This window comes from Massilia endophytica, from assembly GCF_021165955.1.
GTDB lineage: Bacteria > Pseudomonadota > Gammaproteobacteria > Burkholderiales > Burkholderiaceae_D > Rugamonas > Rugamonas endophytica.
In genome coordinates this window covers 4,661,715-4,679,269 of record NZ_CP088952.1, presented here as the reverse complement: position 1 = coordinate 4,679,269, position 17,555 = coordinate 4,661,715, and the positions used below count along the sequence as shown (strand labels likewise).

Here is a 17,555-nt window from a genome sequence, read left to right as displayed (position 1 = left end):
AAAGGGCAGTCATGCCGTTGAGCGATTTCCTGGGCGCCTACTGGTCGTCCGCCGAAGTGAGGACCAATGCCGTCATCCTGATGAATCTTGTCGGGGCGCTGCTGCTTGGCATGCTGGTGGGCTACGAGCGTTCCTATCATGGGCGCGCCGCAGGCATGCGTACCTACGGCCTGGTGTGCATGGCTTCCGCCGCGCTCACCGTGATCGGCGGCTATCCGAATTTCTGGTTCGGCGGCCATGCCAACCTTCTGATTTCGGCCGACCCCACGCGCGTGATCCAGGGTATTGTGACGGGCATCGGCTTCCTCGGCGCAGGCGTCATCATGCGCGAGGGTTTCAATATCAGCGGCCTGACGACGGCGGCCTCCATCTGGGCGGCGTCCGCCATCGGTGTGCTGGTAGGCGTCGGCTTCTATCTCGCAGCCATTGTGCTGGCGCTGCTGAGCGCCGCCATCATGATCTATCTGTCCCGCATCGAGGCCTGGCTGCCTTCGCGCCACGCCATCGCCATCACCATGCGCTTCAAGGAGGACTACGAGCCCAAGGAAGATGCGTTGCGCCGCATGGCGCTGGAGCGCGGCTACGAAATCGCAGGCGGTTCGCTGATGATCGGCCAGGACGACCGTGGCAGGCTCGAATGGCGCTTCGTCGCGCTGGCGCTGAGCAAGCGCAGCGGCTCGCCCATGTCGCAGATCGCCGCGGAACTGCGGCGCTTCGAGGGCATTGAAGGTTTCCAGTTAAGCCACGCAAGGAACTGAGGAGGACAGCGTGATCGTCACCGCACAGGACGTACTCGATTTCTGGTTTCTGCCCATTGGCGCAAAAGGCCACAACGCCCAGCGCATGGAATGGTTCCGCAAGGACGATGCCTTCGACCGCGAGATCCAGCGCCAGTTCGGCGGCGTGATCGAAGAGGCGCTGTCGGGCGGCCTGCGGCGCTGGAGCGACGAGGGTACGCAGGGTTCCCTGGCACGCATCATCGTGCTGGACCAGTTCACCCGCAACGTCTTCCGCGATACGCCGAAAGCCTTTGCGGGCGACGAGCTCGCGCTGGAGGCGGCGCGAATGCTGGACGATTCGGGCGCCAACCAGACCCTCCCGCCGGTGCAGCGCGCCTTTTCCTATATGCCTTTCGAGCATGCAGAGGACCTGGCGATGCAGGAGCGCGCCGTCGAACTCTTCGAAATGCTGAACGCGACGGCGGGCGGCTACGAGAGCATGCTCGATTACGCGAAGCGGCACCGCGATGTGATCCGCCGCTTCCGCCGCTTCCCGCACCGTAACGCCATCCTCGGCCGCGAATCGACGCCGGAAGAAATCGAATTCCTCAAGCAGCCCGGTTCCCGCTTCTGATGCCCACGCTCGCCATCATCGGCGCAGGCCATGTCGGCCGCACGCTGGGCCGCCTGTTCCACGAATCCGGCGCCTTCACGGTGCAGGATGTCCTGGCCCGCAGCGCCGCTTCGGCCGCCGCAGGCACGCTCTTCATCGGCGCGGGCCAGGCCTGCTCCAGTTATTCCCAATTGCGCAAGGCAGATGTGTATCTGCTGGCCGTGACGGACGACCAGATCGTCAGCGCCTGCGAAGCGCTCGCCGGCGCCGTGCCGCTGCAAGGCAGTGTGGTCTTCCACTGCAGCGGTGCGCTGGCCTCTGACCGGCTTTCGGCCGCGCGCGATGCCGGCGCCCTTGTCGCCAGCGTCCACCCGATCCGCAGTTTTGCGGACGTGGAAGCCGTGGCAGCGCATTTCGCGGGCACGTTCTGCGGCGTGGAAGGCGAGGAGCCGGCCCTCGCCGTGCTGCTGCCCGCGCTGGAGCGGATCGGGGCGCGTCCGGTGCGCATCGACGCATCCGCCAAGACGGTCTATCACGCCGCTGCGGTCTTCGCCAGCAACTACCTGGTCACCGTGCTGGACGCCGCGCTGCGCGCCTACCAGGCGGCCGGTATTCCCGAAGACGTGGCGCGCGAACTGGCCCGCCCCCTGGCCGAGGAATCGATGCGCAATGTCTTCCGCCTCGGCCCCGCGCCCGCGCTCAGCGGCCCGATAGCGCGCGGCGACATGGCCACCGTGCAGCGCCAGCAGCAGGCCCTCGCGGCATGGGATGCCGCAACGGGGGCGCTCTACGCCGCCCTCGTTCCGCCAACCCAGGACCTCGCTTCACGCAAGCGCTGAGCGCGCCAATGTGGCTGTTCTTGCAATGGCTGCTAATTCCTTACCAATATTTTTTGACCCCAAGCGTTGCGGACGAGCAAAAACGCACTGCTTGCCATCGACAAATTTAGCCGAAAGCAATAAGCTAGGCCTCTCGCTTCTCGCAACAAGAAGTTATTTCATCATCGGCGCGATGCTCAGACGCCGAACAGGGGATTGTTATGTTATTTCTGAAGTCCACGTCCGTCACCAAGGCGCCTGGCATCTACGAAGTCGATATCGCTGCCAAGCCGCCCGGCAAGACCTACGGCGTGTATATGGCCACCGATCCGGACAATCCGCCCAGCGCCGTACTGGAAGCGCTGGCGAGCGCCGGTTTCGTGAAGACGCACAGCTCCGGCTACACCCACAAGGACCGCGGCAAAGTGCTGGACCTGCACTTCCAGAAAGACGGGACCGATCTCTTCAAAGGCTGGAAGCCCGAAGAAGCCGAGGCCAACATGGCCCAGATCAACAGCATCTTCAACGGCGTCGGCATCACCGTCACGCCGCGCGTGATGTCCCTGGCCGAGGCTTACGCCTAAGCCTGCACTTCGATGTGGTAAAGACCCCATGGGCAGTTGCCGAAACGCTCTGCCAGGGGTTTGGACGCCATCTCCGGAATGCGGTCGGCATCGTAGACTGCCCATAGAGGACCCAGGCCGCCCAGCGCCAGCGCTTCGCCATCCAGATGGGTGGCGACGATGAAGCGCTGCGCGCGCGCCTGCGCCACCGGCACCACGGCCGCATAGCCATCCACGGCCCTCAGCACCAGCTTGCCGCTCTCCTGCAGCGCGGCCCCGGCTGCCTTCACCACCTCCGTCAGCAGCGGCCCTTGCAGGGTATGTACCTTTGCGTCGTATTCCAGCGTGGGGCGGATCGTCTGCGCGGGCAGGGCGGCGAGGGCGGCAAAGTCGAAGGCCCAGGCCTTGTCGAACGTGACCTTATGCTTGTGCATCATCTGATCCAGCTGGGGATCGAAGGGCTTGCGGTTGGCTTTCGCGATGGCGCCGCTGACGGTCAGCAGCACCGGCCCGCGCTTGTTCGCGGGCGCCGCGTGCAAGGCGGGCAGGGCGCCCGCGGTGGCCAGCGCGCCCAGGAAGTGTCGTTTTTTCATGTCCGTTATCATACCGTGTATGGACTTGTTCTCTACCGTCAATCAACTGACGCCCATTCCCGTTGAGGACGGCGAACTGGCTTTCCTTCCCCAGCTCCCGCTTGCCTTGCCGAACGATGAAGTGCTGCGCCTGCTGCTCGATGAAACGGCCTGGCGCGAGGAGATGATCACGGTCTGGGGCAAGCGCCACCTTCAGCCACGGCTCAGCGCCTGGTACGGCGAAGCCCGCTACACCTATTCCGGCAAAACCTTCGATCCCCTGCCTTTCACGCCGCTGCAGCTGGCCATCAAGGCCGCTGCCGAAGAGGTCACGGGCCGCCGCTACAACAGCGTGCTCCTGAATTGCTACCGCAACGAGCGCGACAGCATGGGCTTCCACAGCGACAACGAGCCGGAGCTGGGGCCGGAGCCTTCCATTGCTTCGGTGAGCTTCGGCGCCAGCCGCACTTTCATCCTCAAGCACAAGCGCCTGCCGCGTACCGTCAAGCTGGACCTGACCGACGGCAGCCTGCTGCACATGGCGGGGCCGCTTCAGGCCAATTGGCGGCACGGCATCAACAAGGAGACGCGGCCCTGCGGCCTGCGGGTCAACCTGACTCTCCGCCACATTTACTAGATACAATTTTCTACATTCGCTCCGGGCTTCCTGAAGTAGAATAAATTTTCTACTTACTCTGCAAGGAATCCCATGCGTCTGGCCTCTCTTCTCCTGCTTCTTCTGCCTGCAGCCGCGATGGCTGATGAACTGGACAGCTATCTCAAGAGCGAGATGGCGCGCAATCATATTCCGGGCGCTGCCGTTGCCGTCCTCAAGGACGGCAAACTGGTGAAACTGGCGGCTTACGGCGTTGCCGACCTGGAGAACAATGTGCCGGTGAGCCTGAACTCGGCCTTCCAGCTTGCCTCCACCACCAAGCTCTTCACCTCGACCCTGCTGATGCAGCTGGTGGGAGAGGGCAAGATCGAGCTGGACGCCCCAGTATCGCGCTACATCCCTGACACGCCGGAAGGCTGGAAGAATATGACGGTGCGCCAGCTGGCCGGCCACACCTCGGGCCTGCCGCGCGGCCCGGTGACCCATGACATTTCCAACGCCGCCGAAGCCGTGCAGGCTGCCATGAAGAAGCCGCTGGCCGCCCGGCCGGGCGAGGTGGCTGCTTACGGCTCGGACGATTTCTCCGTCCTCACCTTCATCATCGAAAAGGTGAGCGGCAAGACCTTGCAGCAACTGTATGCGGAGCGCTTCGCGGCCCAGGGTATGGAAACCATCCGTTTCGACAATGCCTTTGTCGAGAAAGCGCGCATCGTCACCACTTCCGACATCATTCCGAACCGCGTCACCACCTACCAGTGGAAGCAGGGAAGGCAGCAGGCCTACCGCTTTCACTATCCCACCTACACGTATTCGGCAGGCGGTCTCTTCGCCAGCGTGAAGGACATGGCGGGGCTGCTGCAGGGCATCTCGAGCGGCAAGCTGCTGGCGCCCGCCCTCCAGGAACAGATGTGGACGCCAGCCAAGCTCAACGACGGGAAACTGGCTGGCTTCGCCGTCGGCTGGACAGTGAGTACTTACCGTGGCGAGCGCCTCGTCGGCCACGCTGGCGGCCCGGCGCTGGCGGATGTGATCTATTTCCCCGCGCGCAAACTCGGCGTGGTGGTGCTGGCCAACCAGCGCAGCATGGCGCCGGTTCTGGCGCACGGCGTAGCCAATTTCTACCTGCCGCCCTCGCCTTACCTGAACAAGCCCGGCATCGCCGACAGCCGCCCGGAGCTGACCCAGGCACTGAAGCCGGTGCTGAATGCGCTGGCCCAGGGCAAGGCCGAAGCCGCATCATTCACGGGCGAAGCGAAAAAAGGACTCGCGGAAATCAATGGCTGGCTCCCCTACGAACTGGGTGCGCTGCCGCCGCTGAGCGGCCTGCTGCTGGTGGAAGAATCGGGCAACAGGCGAGTCTACCGCGCCATCTATGGCTCGGAGCACACGGTGCGCTGGATCGTGAAATATGACGCCGAAGGCAAGATCGAAGACATCGAAACCGCCGATGAGTAAGCAGCCGGGACGCTGGCCGCGATATGGGGGGCAGGGCTAACTTCTTCAATAGTGATTACATCTTCTCACATTTATTACGCAATAGGCTCTTTTGTAATGCTATCTCGATGCTATCTTGGACCCATCGCAGTTCTTTCACTAATGAACAGCGATCCCAAGCAACTCCGAGTAACTTTTGCTGAAAGATCAAGAAGATGAAAAAGACTATCCTTGCCCTGCTTGCTTCCACGACCGCCTTTGGCGCCCTGTCCACCGCCCACGCCGCCGATAACACGCCATACGTCGGTATCGGCGCCGTCTCGAGCGAACATCGCTACAACATCCCCGGCGATACCAGCTCGGGCGACCGCAAGAGCAATGAGTGGGGCGGCAAGATTTTCGGCGGCGTCCAGATCAATCCGACCTGGGCCGTGGAAGCGGGCTACACCGACTTCGGCAAATCCGACTACGCCTACACCGTGGGCAGCGCCACCGGCCGGGTGGAAAGCGACGCCAAATCCTTCTATCTTGCTGGTAAAGGCAGCTATCCCGTCAACGATCAGTTTTCCCTGTTCGGCAAGCTGGGTGTGGCCCACAACAAGAACGACGTGAGCGGCACCGGACTGGCGTCCGCCGTCCGTGGCGACAGCAGCCGCAATGCACTTTACGCCGCCGTGGGCGCGGAGTATACGGTGAACCAGAAAGTGTCCCTGTCGCTCGAATATGAGCACTACGGGAAGAACGATATCGACGTAGGTCGCCGCAAGGGCGCTGTGACCCTGGGCGCGAACTACAACTTCTAAGCCTGCAAGTGGGACGGCGGCGCGATTATTGCGTGCACGCCGTCCTGCGCAGCGGGAAGTCGATGCCTTTCAGCTTCCCCTTCACCGTGCCTTCGATGCGCGCATGCAGCCGTTCGCTGCCTTCGCGGCGGTAAATGATCCGCTGCGGAAAATCGTGTTCCGGCGCTTCGAACACCACCTCGTTCTCCGTCACGCTCCGTAGTGGAAAGGCGGCTTCCGCCTGGTTGTGCGGTTTGGCCACGTAGGCCAGGCGCCCGTCGTCCAGCGCGCGGATCTGCACGAATTCCCAGGCAACGGTTTTTCCGCCCTTGACGGTACGGGCCGTGCCGAGCATGGTGCCGCCCGCAGGCGCCATCCATTGTTCGCCAGAACCCGGCTCGCCGCCTTCGGAAGCCCAGCATCCCGCGAGCCAGCCGAGCTGGTCCACGGATGCAGCCCCGGCCTGCATGCAGGCCGAAGCGAGAAGGGCGGCAAGCAGGGTCCGCATGATCAGGCCGACAGCGGCTTGTAGCGGATACGCTTCGGCTTCGCGCCTTCTTCGCCCAGGCGCTTCTTCTTGTCCGCTTCGTATTCCTGATAGTTACCGTCGAAGAAGGTCACCTGCGAGTTGCCTTCGAAGGCCAGGATGTGGGTGGCGATACGGTCCAGGAACCAGCGGTCGTGGGAGATCACCATCACGCTGCCAGCGAATTCCAGCAGCGCATCTTCCAGCGCGCGCAGGGTTTCCACGTCCAGGTCGTTCGACGGTTCGTCCAGCAGCAGCACGTTGCCGCCCTTGAGCAGGGTCTTGGCCAGGTGCAGGCGGCCGCGCTCGCCACCGGAGAGGTTGCCCACGATCTTCTGCTGGTCGGCGCCCTTGAAGTTGAAGCGGCCCAGGTAGGCGCGCGAGGGCATTTCGAAGCGGCCCACGCTCAGCAGGTCGGCGCCGCCGGACACGTCCTCGAACACGGTCTTGGTGGCGGACAGTTCGTCGCGGCTCTGGTCCACGAGCGAAATCTTGGCGGTCTGGCCGATGGCCACCTCGCCGCTGTCCGGCTTGTCCAGCCCGGCGATCATCTTGAACAGGGTGGATTTACCGGCGCCGTTGGGGCCGATGATGCCGACGATGGCGCCCGGCGGCACGGTGAAGCTCAGGTTGTCGATCAGGAGACGGTCGCCGAAAGCCTTCGACACATTCTTGAACTCGATGACTTCATTGCCCAGGCGCTCGGCCACGGGAATGAAGATCTCCTGGGTCTCGTTGCGCTTCTGGTATTCGTATTCGCTCAGCTCATTGAAGCGGGCCAGGCGGGCCTTGGATTTGGCCTGGCGCGCCTTCGGATTCTGGCGCGCCCACTCCAGTTCCTTCGCCAGCGCTTTCTGGCGGGCGGATTCGGTGGCTTCTTCCTGCTTCAGGCGCGCCTCCTTCTGTTCCAGCCAGGAGCTGTAGTTGCCCTTCCATGGAATGCCGTGGCCTCGGTCCAGTTCCAGGATCCATTCGGCGGCGTTGTCGAGGAAGTAGCGGTCGTGGGTAATGCCCACCACGGTGCCGGGGAAGCGCACCAGGAACTGCTCCAGCCATTCCACGGATTCGGCGTCCAGGTGGTTGGTGGGTTCGTCGAGCAGCAGCATGTCCGGCTTGGACAGCAGCAGCTTGCACAGCGCCACGCGGCGCTTCTCGCCGCCGGACAGCACGGAAATCTTCTGGTCCCACGGCGGCAGGCGCAGCGCGTCGGCGGCCATTTCCAGCTGCAGGTTCAGGTTGCCGCCGTCGGCTGCGGCGATAATGGCTTCCAGGCGCTCCTGTTCCTTGGCCAGGGCGTCGAAGTCCGCGTCTTCATCGGCATAGGCGGCGTACACGGCTTCCAGCTTGGCCTGCGCCTCGAAGGCTTCGCCCAGGCCCGATTCCACTTCCTGGCGCACGGTTTTTTCGGGATCGAGCTGCGGTTCCTGCGGCAGATAGCCGATGTTCAGGCCCGGCATCGGGCGCGCTTCGCCCTGGATGTCCGTATCGATACCAGCCATGATCTTCAGCAGGGTGGATTTGCCGGAGCCGTTCAGGCCCAGCACGCCGATCTTGGCGCCGGGGAAGAAGGACAGCGAAATATCCTTGAGGATCTGGCGCTTGGGCGGCACGATTTTGCCCACGCGGTTCATGGTATAGACGTAATTTGCCATCGGAAATTCTCAGAAATAGAACAAAGGTCAACAAGGATACGCCAAACCGGCCGCGCTAGCCATGCGAAAACGGCAAGGCAGGCGATTTTCGGAGAAATCGCCCGCCCGGAGAAGGGAACTTAGCTGCCGACCACGCCGCAGGCCATGCGGGCGCCGCCGCCGCCCAGCGGGGCAGGGTGGTCGGCGTGGTTGTCGCCGCCCGCGTGCAGCATCAGGGCGTGGCCGCGCACTTCCGACAGGCTGCGCAGGCGCGGCGCCAGCACCGGATATTCCGCCTTGCCGTCCGCGCCCACATAGAGCGCCGGGAGGTCGCCCTTGTGGCCATTGCCGTAGGGGCCCGCGTGCACCTTGGTGGCGTCCGGATCCCAATGGCCGCCCGCGCCCAGTGCCGCAACGGTCTTGCCTTCCTGCTGGCCCGGCGCGCAGGAAGGATTCGCGTGGATATGGAAGCCATGCACGCCGGCGGGCAGGCCGCTCAGCCTGGGCGTGAATACGAGGCCGTATGGCGATTCGCTCACGCTCATCTCTCCCGCCTTCGACACGGTGCCATTGCCGTCGACGATGTTCATCTCCACCGTCACGGTGCTTTCCGCCGCCATCGCCAGCGAACTTGCCAGGGTGGCAGCCAACATCAGGATACGCATGGTTTTTCCTCCGTTATTTGCCGATCGCGAAAGCGATGGCGTTGTTGATGGCGTAGACCTTGCCGTCCGCGCCAATGGCCGTTGGGGTGTATGACTCGCCCAGCCCGCTGGTGAGGCGAATGCGCTCGCTCAGGGTGTTGGTGGCGAGGTCCCAGCGGTACAGATAGCCGTCCTCGCTGTTCACCAGCACGGACTTGGTGAAGGGGTCCACCGCCGCCGTGTTGATGCACCACTCCACTACGCCGCCGGGGAAGCGCGGGTCCGGCGTGGGGCCGAGGATGGTGAGCACTTCGCGCATGACCGGCTTGCCCGAGATGGCGTCGGTCTGCGGGTCGGAAGGATCGAGGATGGCGATGCGGTTCTTCGAATCGCCGCTGCCGGAGCGTCCGTAGTTGTTGTACTTCGTCATGACCAGATAAGGCGAGTTGCCCTTGTAGCTGGGCACCAGATTTGCGGCCACGAAGGAAGCCGTGTCGTCCCAGCCGAAAGAGCCGGGCGTCTTGACGGTGGCAAGCGGAGCGTCGAAGTGCAGCAGCCAGCCGCGCTGGTTGTGCTGGCCCGTGGTGGTCTCGAGCACGCCGATGTATACGTCGCCATCGTGGCCGACGGCAGGAGAGGCCGTGCTGTCGTCGGTGATGCGTGCAGCGAGGCCGGTCTCCGGATCGATCAGGGCGCGCTTGGATTTCAGCTCCAGCGTGGTGCTGTCCAGTGCCAGCAGCGAGCCTGCGGTGCTGGATGCGGAGCCCTTGGCAACGATGTACAGCGTCTTCTGGTCCGCCGACAGGGCCGGTGCGCTGTTCATTGCGACCTTCTGCAGCGCTGCTTCGCCGGTCAACTGGGATATGCCTTTCCAGTTGCCGTTGCCGTCCGCCGCCAGCCGCGCAATGCCGCTGGAAAGGTTGGCCGCGTTGCCCGCCGCTGCCTCGAAGCCGAAATACAGGTTGCCCGCCGAATCGGCGGTGATCGGCGTGTTGATGTAGATCTGCGCATCCAGCGCCGCCTTGTTGGCGGCATAGGTGGCGGCGCTGTAGAAGAGGGAAGTCTGGTTGGTGGACGTGGGCGAATCGGCATCGTCGCGGAACAGGATCTTGCCGCCTGCGCCGGGAGCGACGATGCGATTGGCCGCGGTCAGCGTCACGTTATAGCTCGGCATCCAGTTATGGGCGGGCATCACGTAATCGCTGTCCATGCTCCACATGACGAAGCCGTTCGCGCCGCTGCGCGCCTCCACCTTGTACTGCGCCGTGGCTGCGCGCTTGACGGGCAGGATGACAGTGTTCTTGCCCGTGATGACGGGAGAGCCGTAGTGCACCAGCAGATAGCCTTGCGCCGAGTACTGCGGCGCCATGTCCACCGGCGCCTGCCACACGATGCGGCTGAGGGTCTGCGTCGCAATAGCCGAAACGGCGCTGTGCTGCGCATCGCGCCCAAAGGAAGTCCATGCCGGGCCGTTCACGATGGGGCCCGGGCCGGTAGGGCCGGGGTCGGGCGGCGGGGGAGGCGGCGCCACGGTTCCGCCGCCGCCGCCGCCGCCACCGCAGGCGATGACCAGTGCGCCGAGCGCCAGCGCGGAGGCGCCAGCCAGTCCGGCACGGCGCAGGGATCGAAGGTGGGAGTGAGGCATGGTGTCTCCGGTTATCTTGTAATCCGCACAAGGTTGCACCGATCCGTTGGAAAACTCAAGTATTCAATTGCAGGTGCGCTACACTTGAGCCGATTTCGCAGATCCAGCCACAATGACACCAGCCCTGAAACGCGCCGCCAGCCTCGCTCTGCTCCTTCTTCTGGCTGCGTGCGAACGCAATGGTCCGCTCGTGCCGGGAGAGGCGCCTCCCGCGCGCATTCCTTCCTCCGCCCCGGCGCCTTACCCCATCCTGTTCGTCACGCAGACGCCGCTGCACACCGATTTCGCGGCGCGCCTGTCCACCTTCGCGAACCACATGCCCGGTGCAGCGCAGGCGCCGCGCGGCGGCGCGCTCATGCTGCGCTACCCGGACGGAAGCCTGCGCAACCTGACGCTGGAGGCGGGTTTCGGGCAGGTCGCGGTGCGTGAGCCAGCCGTGTACTGGGACGGGCGCAAGGCTGTATTCAGCATGCTCGAAGGCGCGGTGTGGCAGCTTTATGAAGTGACTGGACTTGGCAGGAACGAGACAGCGCATGTAGCCAGGGTGCCGCGCCAGCCGGAAGGCTACAACAATGTCTCGCCCCTCTATGCAAGCGACGACCGCATCCTGTTTACTTCCGACCGCCCACGCACCGGCGAGGCCCACCTCTATCCCCAGCTGGACGAATACGAGGCCACGCCCACCAACACCGGGATCTGGAGCCTGGACCCGGCAAGCGGCGCACTGCGGCTGCTGAACCACGCGCCCAGCGGCGCCTTCAGCCCCACGCTGGACAGCTTCGGCCGCATCGTCTTCACGCGCTGGGACCACCTGCAGCAGGACCAGCTGGCGGAGCGCGACCGTGATGCGGTGCGCAACGGCGTTGCACTGCCCTTCAACTCCTTCAACTTCGACAGCGAGGCTGCAAACGCCCGCCAGCTGGAAAGCCGCGAGGAGGTGTTTCCCGAATCGCGCGCAGGCAGCAAGGGCAGGTATGGCGAAGTGAGTCCTTTCGTGACGAACTTCTTTACTGCCTGGGCCATGAACCAGGACGGCAGCAACGAGGAGACCCTGAACCATGTGGGCCAGCACGAACTCTCGTTCGGCTTCATGACGCCCAGCTTCCGCGACGATCCCGCGTTGTCGGCCCGCACGCTCGATACGCTGCACGCCAACCGCGTGGCGGTGCGGCGCGACGGCGGCCTGTTCCACCTGCGCGAAGACCCGCACGCGCCCGGCAGCTACCTCGCCATTGCGGCGCGCGAGCAGGATTCATTCACCACCAACCAGATCGTGCGCCTGAATGGTCCGGCTGGCATGAACCCGGAACGCATGACGGTGACCCAGCTGACGGAATCGCATCCCGGCGACGCTTTGCGCGGCGGGCGTTTCCGCAATCCGCTGCCCCTGTCGGACGGGCGTATCGTCGCCAGCCACACGGCCAGCGTGCGTGCGCCGGAGCCGGGCGGTACGCTCGACGGGCTGCGCCTGCGCTGGCTGGAGCCCGATTCGACATCGGGCCTGTACCGCGCAGGTCCCGCATTGACCAAGGGACTGCGTGGAGCGGACGGCAAGGAACTATGGGAGCTGGAAGCCGTGGAAGTGCGTGCGCGTGTCCGCCCGCCCGCTTCGAGCACGGTGCTGGAAGCACCCGAACGCGCCGTGCTGGCCGAGGAGAAGGTGAGCGAGGATGAACTGCGCCGCTGGCTGCAGCAACACGAGCTGGCGCTGGTCGTCACGCGCGACCAGACAAGCCGCGACCGAGCGGAGCTGCAGCAGCCATACAACCTGAAGGTGCCGGGAGGCGTCGAGAGCAGGTCGAAAGATGCTCCCGATGCGAAGGTGTATGAGATCAGCCACTTTCAGATTCTGCAGGGCGAACAGCTGCGGGCCTATCCGGGCCGTCCGGGACGCCGCGTGATCGCCCAGCCCATGGACGGGCAGTCCAATCCGGCCAATCCTTCGGGTCCGGCTGGGAGTGTGCGTATCGCCATCGACGGCTCCACCGCGGCCTTTGTTCCCGCGGGCCGTGCGCTCACCTGGCAGACCACGGATGCGCAAGGCAACGCCGTGGTGCGCGAGCGGAACTGGGTCACTTTCCAGCCGGGCGAGATGCGCACCTGCGCATCCTGCCACGGCGTGAACACGCGCGACCAGGCGGGCCGCCTGCCGCCCCTGAACAAGCCGCAGGCGCTGCGCGAACTGCTTACTTACTGGAAGACGCTGCCGCGCCAGTAAGGCGCGAAGTCCACAGCCCTTCCGCCACATAGATGGCGAGTGCGCTCCAGATCACGATGAAGCCTGCCAGCCGCGCGGGCGAGAAGGCCTCGTGGAAAACCAGGAGGCCAAGCAGCATCTGCATGGTGGGCGACAGGTATTGCAGCATGCCCAGCACCGACAGCGGAATGCGGCGCGCGCCAGCGGCGAACAGCAGCAGCGGAATGGCCGTGATCGGGCCCGCCGCCATCAGCAGCAGGCGGGTGGTGTCGCTCGGCGTGTTGATGAAGGTGTTCTGGCCGTTCACCGTGAGCCAGCTCACGTAAGCGATCGCCAGCGGGAACAGCAGCATGGTCTCGAAGGACAGCCCTTCCAGCGCCGCCAGCGCGGCCGTCTTCCGCAGCAGGCCATAGGCGCCGAAGCTCGCCGCCAGCAGCAATGCGATCCAAGGCAGCTGGCCCGCCTGCCAGGTAAGCCAGCCCACCCCACAGGCCGCGATGGCCACGGCCAGCCACTGCCCTCGCCGCAGCTTCTCCTTCAGCACCACCAGTCCAAGCAGCACATTGACGAGCGGGTTGATGAAGTAGCCCAGGCTCGCATCGAGCACATGGCCGTTGTTGACGGACCAGATGTAGATCAGCCAGTTCGCGCTGAGCAGCAGGGCGCTGGCGATGAAGGCTCCCACCACCTTCGGTTTCGACAGCACATCCGGCAGCCATTTCCACTGGCGCCGGACCGCGAGCACGATGGCGAGGAAGAGCAGGGACCACAGCATGCGGTGCGCCAGGATCTCCATGGGCGGCACCTCGCCGATGGCGTGGAAGTAGAGCGGAAACAGGCCCCAGCAGAAGAAGGCGAGGGCCGCATACAGCACGCCGGTACTCATTGCGCCGCCAGTGCGAGATGGAGCAGGGGATAGGGATTGCCGAAGGGGTCCCGCTCCGAACGTCCCACCTGGCGGAAGCCCATGCGCTCATAGAAGCCGCAGGCCTGGCCATTCTGCTCGTTGACATCCACCTTCGTCGCGCCCAGCTGCGCGACGGCAAAGTCCACCAGCGTGCGCCCGGCGCCGCCGCCGCGCCGTGCAGGGTCGACGAAGAGCATCTCGATCACGCCCTCGGCCGCACCCATGAAGGCGTACACTGCGCCGCTTTCATCGCGCAGGCAATACAGTGGAGAGAATTCGCCGAGAATCTGCCGCACCAGGGGAATCAACTGCTGGATTCCCTGCTCGCCAAGGAAATGATGGGTGGCGCGCACCGACGCTTCCCACACCTCGAACAGGCGGGGCACATCGGCTTCTGTTGCTTGACTGATTTGCATGACTTTCTTTCGGGCTAAAGACGGAAAATACCACAGTTTGTGAAGGTACAATCTCCTTGCAATTTGCAAATACTTGAACTATTGTGCAATGCACCAAAACCACTTTGGGTGTCATCTTGACGTCGGAACATAAAAAAAACAGCATTGCCGCCCTGACGCTGGCGGCCGTCGGCATCGTCTACGGCGATATCGGCACAAGTCCCCTCTATACCCTCAAGACCATCTTCGATGCGGAGCACGGGCTGCCCCTGAATGAGGCCAATCTGCTCGGCGTGGTGTCCCTGATCTTCTGGGGCCTGACCATGATCGTTTCGCTCAAATACGTCAGCCTGGTGCTGCGGGCGGACAACCGCGGCGAAGGCGGCATCATGGCCCTGATGGCGCTGGCCCTCAATTCCGTCAGCCGCCGCTCTGGCTGGCATTTCCCGCTGCTGCTGCTGGGCGTCTTCGGCGCCACCATGTTCTATGGCGACAGCGTGGTGACGCCGGCGATTTCGGTGCTGGGCGCCATCGAGGGCCTGGAAGTGGCGGCGCCGGCGCTTGAGCGCTATGTGGTGCCGCTGACGATTATCGTTCTGGTGTCGCTGTACGCGCTGCAGCGCCACGGCACGGCGGGTATCGGACGCTGGTTCGGCCCCATCATGGTGACCTGGTTCGCGGCGCTGGCTGCCATGGGCGTGGTGAATATCGTGCAGGAGCCGCGCATTCTCCATGCGCTCAATCCGCTGCATGCCTTCACCTTCATGCTCAATAACGGCTTCGTCGCATTCGTTGCGCTGGGCGCAGTGGTGCTGGCCTTCACCGGCGCCGAGGCGCTGTATGCGGACATGGGCCACTTCGGCAAGAAGCCGATCCGCCTGGCCTGGTTCATGGTCTGCTTCCCCGCGCTGGCGCTGAACTACTTCGGCCAGGGCGCGCTGCTCATCATGCGCCCCGAAGCGATCAGCAATCCGTTCTTCCAGCAGCTGGGCAGCTGGAGCGTGTACCCGCTCGTGGTGCTGTCCACCATGGCGGCGGTGATCGCCTCCCAGGCCACCATCTCCGGAACCTTCTCCATGACCAAGCAGGCCATCGCGCTTGGGCTGCTGCCGCGCATGCGCGTGCTGCACACCTCCGAACACCAGATCGGCCAGATCTATATTCCGGCAGTGAACTGGCTGCAGCTGATCGTGGTGTTGATCGCAGTGGTGGGCTTCGGTTCTTCCGATGCGCTGGCGGGCGCTTACGGCATCGCCGTGACGGCCACCATGCTGGCGACGACGATCCTCACCTTCTTCGTCATCCGCTACCGCTGGCACCTGCCGCTGATCGTCTGCTTTGCCGCGACCGGTTTCTTCATCGCCATCGACATCATGCTGTTCTCGGCCAGCACCCTGAAGCTGTTCCATGGCGGCTGGATGCCGCTGCTGCTGGGTACTGCCCTGTTCACGGTGATGCTGACCTGGCGCACAGGCCGCGAACTGGTGTTCCAGAACCTGGAGAAGCACGCGATTCCACTGGAAGACTTCCTCAATTCGCTGTTCATGGCGCCGCCCGTGCGCGTGCCCGGAACGGCCATCTTCCTGCGCGGCGAGAGCGACGGCGTGCCCCACGCGCTGCTGCACAACCTCTCGCACAACAAGATCCTGCACGAGCGCGTTGTCTTCTTCACGGTGCACATCGTGGAGGAACCCTATGTGCCATCCGCCGAGCAGGTGCGCATCACGGAGCTGGGTCACAACTGCTACCAGCTCAATGTGCACTACGGCTTCAAGGACGAGCCGGATATTCCCAGTATCCTGGAGCTGTGCGCCGAACACGGCCTGCCGTTCGAGATGATGGAGACCTCCTTCTTCATTGCGCGCCAGACCGTGATCTCCGCGCCCGGTGCAGGCATGGCGCCGTGGCGCGAACACCTGTTCGTGGCCATGTCGCGCAATGCGCGCGGCGCGGCGGACTACTACCAGATTCCCACCAACCGGGTGATCGAACTGGGCACGCAGGTCGAGATCTGAAAAACTTTGTAACGGATTGTGATTGCTGGCGGCAGCCAGCAGCAGTCTGATACACTCCCGGTTTGTTCGGCGCCCGGCGCCGGGACCGTTCAATCAATTGAGGCAAGATCACATGAAATCGATGTTCCAAATTATTGCTGCCCTGGCCTGCGCCCTGACCCTGACCGCCTGCGGCGGCGGCGGCGACGACAAACCTGCGGACAACACTCCGGCGCAACCGGCCTTCACCAAGACCGACACCGTGGTGGGCAGCGGCCTGGAAGCCAGCAACGGCGATCTGCTGACCGTGCATTACACCGGCTGGGTGTACTCCGCGACCGCCACCGGCAACAAGGGCGACCAGTTCGAAACCAGCCGTACCGGCAATCCCTTCAGCTTCACCATTGGCCGCGGCAGCGTGATCCCCGGCTGGGACCAGGGCATCCTGGGCATGAAACCGGGCGGCAAGCGCACCCTGGTCATCCCTGCGGCAATGGCCTATGGCGCGCAGCAGAAGACCGATGCAACCGGCAAGGTGGTCATTCCTGCCAATTCGGCGCTGGTCTTCGAAGTGGAACTGATCTCCCTGAGCCGCTAGGCGCTACACGGAGCATGAAAAAAGCGGCCTGCGGGCCGCTTTTTTATCGCACCATATCGATGTGCATGATCCCGTCCTCGTCGTAGGGATCGCTCACCGTGCGGAAGCCGAAACTGGCATAAAACTTTTCAAGATACTGCTGCGCCCCGATGCGGAAGCGGTGGCCGGGATGCAGCGCCTCGGCACGGCGGATGCCTTCGGCGATCAGCTGCCTCCCAATGCCGCTGCCCCGCGCCGCTTCCGTGGTCAGTACGCGGCCCAGGGACATCTCGGCATACTTCGCTCCCGGCGCCAGGCAGCGCAGATAGGCCGCCAGCTGGCGCTGTCCGTCCACCGTTCGCCAGGCCATCAGGTGGTGCGCATCGAGATCGTAGCCGTCGATGTCGGGATACAGGCATTTCTGCTCCAGCACAAAGACCTGCTGCCGCTGGCGCAGCACTTCATACAGGTCCTTGCCTGGAATGCCGCCAAAATCCTGCCACTGCCATTCAATCATGAGCGCCTCATATTCAGTCGGGGCGCTCATTGTAAGCCAGCTCAGTCTTCGTGGCGGATCAGGCCCTGCGCCTTGGCCTGCTCGAACTCGGCCTGCACCTGGGCGCGGGTCTTGGCCGGACCGCTGGCGATGGGTGCGGAGGGATAGCTTTCGCCGGCGTCTACCTGGCCGGAGCGCTGCGCGGCGGCCAGTTCCGCCTTCACCTCGGCGCGGGTACGCGAAGACTGGAAGCTGATGTCGCCCTGATAGGCTTCACCGCTGGTGGTGTTGACGGGGGCTTTGACCGGGGACGGAGCCTGGGCAAAGGCGCCGGTGCTCAAGGCGAAGGCAGCGGCGGCGAACAAGGTGGATGCTTTCATGATCTCTCTCCTTCAGCTGGGCCGGGCGGCGTTAGGCCGCACCGGC

The 17,555-nt window shown here is 64.2% G+C and carries 19 protein-coding genes; 10 read left to right on the top strand and 9 right to left on the bottom strand.

The genetic code is table 11. The features are described from left to right. The first annotated feature begins 11 nt into the window (after window positions 1–11). The 4 genes from LSQ66_RS21425 to LSQ66_RS21410 all read left to right on the top strand — a co-directional run bounded on the left by LSQ66_RS21425 (window position 12) and on the right by LSQ66_RS21410 (window position 2,734). Entirely contained in the window at window positions 12–758 is a 747-nt protein-coding gene (locus LSQ66_RS21425; protein ID WP_231767190.1) for an MgtC/SapB family protein, read from the top strand. Window positions 759–768: 10 nt separating this feature from the next. Next, window positions 769–1,353, top strand: coding sequence for a DUF924 family protein (locus LSQ66_RS21420; protein ID WP_231767189.1), 585 nt, complete (start codon window positions 769–771; stop codon window positions 1,351–1,353). Beyond that, window positions 1,353–2,171: a Rossmann-like and DUF2520 domain-containing protein gene (locus LSQ66_RS21415; RefSeq protein ID WP_231767188.1), complete on the top strand. Its 819-nt coding sequence runs from the start codon at window positions 1,353–1,355 to the stop codon at window positions 2,169–2,171. The genes LSQ66_RS21420 and LSQ66_RS21415 overlap by 1 nt, the downstream gene beginning before the upstream one ends. Before the next feature lie 200 nt (window positions 2,172–2,371). Next, window positions 2,372–2,734 (top strand): hypothetical protein, encoded by a 363-nt coding sequence (locus tag LSQ66_RS21410; protein WP_231767187.1) that lies wholly within the window; start codon window positions 2,372–2,374, stop codon window positions 2,732–2,734. Here LSQ66_RS21410 and LSQ66_RS21405 read toward each other — a convergent pair. Beyond that, window positions 2,731–3,306, bottom strand: a complete 576-nt coding sequence (locus LSQ66_RS21405) for a molybdopterin-dependent oxidoreductase (protein ID WP_231767186.1) — start codon at window positions 3,304–3,306, stop codon at window positions 2,731–2,733. The genes LSQ66_RS21410 and LSQ66_RS21405 overlap by 4 nt on opposite strands. A gap of 19 nt (window positions 3,307–3,325) precedes the next feature. On the opposite strand from LSQ66_RS21405, the gene LSQ66_RS21400 reads away from it, so the two are divergent. The 3 genes from LSQ66_RS21400 to LSQ66_RS21390 all read left to right on the top strand — a co-directional run bounded on the left by LSQ66_RS21400 (window position 3,326) and on the right by LSQ66_RS21390 (window position 6,138). After that, a complete protein-coding gene (locus LSQ66_RS21400) occupies window positions 3,326–3,922 on the top strand; it encodes an alpha-ketoglutarate-dependent dioxygenase AlkB family protein (RefSeq protein WP_231767185.1) in 597 nt (198 codons plus the stop codon). A 117-nt stretch (window positions 3,923–4,039) separates the two neighbouring features. After that, complete coding sequence (locus tag LSQ66_RS21395) at window positions 4,040–5,356, top strand: serine hydrolase domain-containing protein (protein WP_231767184.1); 1,317 nt, start codon at window positions 4,040–4,042, stop codon at window positions 5,354–5,356. 194 nt (window positions 5,357–5,550) lie between these two features. Continuing rightward, a complete protein-coding gene (locus LSQ66_RS21390) occupies window positions 5,551–6,138 on the top strand; it encodes an outer membrane beta-barrel protein (protein ID WP_231767183.1) in 588 nt (195 codons plus the stop codon). A gap of 25 nt (window positions 6,139–6,163) precedes the next feature. Here the strand turns inward: LSQ66_RS21390 and LSQ66_RS21385 are convergent, their stop codons facing one another. The 4 genes from LSQ66_RS21385 to LSQ66_RS21370 form a co-directional block, all read right to left on the bottom strand. After that, complete coding sequence (locus tag LSQ66_RS21385) at window positions 6,164–6,625, bottom strand: DUF6265 family protein (protein ID WP_231767182.1); 462 nt, start codon at window positions 6,623–6,625, stop codon at window positions 6,164–6,166. Between the two features lie 2 nt (window positions 6,626–6,627). Further along, on the bottom strand, window positions 6,628–8,295 hold the full coding sequence (ettA, locus tag LSQ66_RS21380; RefSeq protein WP_231767181.1) for an energy-dependent translational throttle protein EttA: 1,668 nt from the start codon (window positions 8,293–8,295) through the stop codon (window positions 6,628–6,630). Window positions 8,296–8,414: 119 nt separating this feature from the next. Further along, entirely contained in the window at window positions 8,415–8,939 is a 525-nt protein-coding gene (gene sodC, locus LSQ66_RS21375; RefSeq protein WP_231767180.1) for a superoxide dismutase family protein, read from the bottom strand. A 13-nt stretch (window positions 8,940–8,952) separates the two neighbouring features. Then, window positions 8,953–10,563, bottom strand: coding sequence for a hypothetical protein (locus tag LSQ66_RS21370; protein WP_231767179.1), 1,611 nt, complete (start codon window positions 10,561–10,563; stop codon window positions 8,953–8,955). A 112-nt stretch (window positions 10,564–10,675) separates the two neighbouring features. On the opposite strand from LSQ66_RS21370, the gene LSQ66_RS21365 reads away from it, so the two are divergent. Next, on the top strand, window positions 10,676–12,781 hold the full coding sequence (locus tag LSQ66_RS21365; RefSeq protein ID WP_231767178.1) for an HzsA-related protein: 2,106 nt from the start codon (window positions 10,676–10,678) through the stop codon (window positions 12,779–12,781). Here LSQ66_RS21365 and rarD read toward each other — a convergent pair. Both rarD and LSQ66_RS21355 read right to left on the bottom strand, forming a co-directional pair. Further along, window positions 12,750–13,646 (bottom strand): EamA family transporter RarD, encoded by an 897-nt coding sequence (rarD, locus tag LSQ66_RS21360; protein WP_231767177.1) that lies wholly within the window; start codon window positions 13,644–13,646, stop codon window positions 12,750–12,752. The genes LSQ66_RS21365 and rarD overlap by 32 nt on opposite strands. Further along, window positions 13,643–14,083 (bottom strand): GNAT family N-acetyltransferase, encoded by a 441-nt coding sequence (locus LSQ66_RS21355; RefSeq protein ID WP_231767176.1) that lies wholly within the window; start codon window positions 14,081–14,083, stop codon window positions 13,643–13,645. The genes rarD and LSQ66_RS21355 overlap by 4 nt, the downstream gene beginning before the upstream one ends. A gap of 116 nt (window positions 14,084–14,199) precedes the next feature. Between LSQ66_RS21355 and LSQ66_RS21350 the strand changes: the two genes are divergently transcribed. Next, the gene (locus LSQ66_RS21350) at window positions 14,200–16,077 is read left to right on the top strand and encodes a potassium transporter Kup (protein WP_231767175.1); all 1,878 of its coding nucleotides are present in this window, start codon (window positions 14,200–14,202) and stop codon (window positions 16,075–16,077) included. Window positions 16,078–16,189: 112 nt separating this feature from the next. After that, window positions 16,190–16,654 carry an FKBP-type peptidyl-prolyl cis-trans isomerase gene (locus LSQ66_RS21345; RefSeq protein ID WP_231767174.1) on the top strand — a complete coding sequence of 155 codons (465 nt, stop codon included), beginning with the start codon at window positions 16,190–16,192 and terminating at the stop codon, window positions 16,652–16,654. A gap of 43 nt (window positions 16,655–16,697) precedes the next feature. Here LSQ66_RS21345 and LSQ66_RS21340 read toward each other — a convergent pair whose 3' ends face one another. Next, window positions 16,698–17,150: a GNAT family N-acetyltransferase gene (locus tag LSQ66_RS21340; RefSeq protein ID WP_231767173.1), complete on the bottom strand. Its 453-nt coding sequence runs from the start codon at window positions 17,148–17,150 to the stop codon at window positions 16,698–16,700. A 41-nt stretch (window positions 17,151–17,191) separates the two neighbouring features. Further along, window positions 17,192–17,509, bottom strand: a complete 318-nt coding sequence (locus LSQ66_RS21335; RefSeq protein WP_231767172.1) for a DUF4148 domain-containing protein — start codon at window positions 17,507–17,509, stop codon at window positions 17,192–17,194. Between the last annotated feature and the right edge of the window lie 46 nt (window positions 17,510–17,555).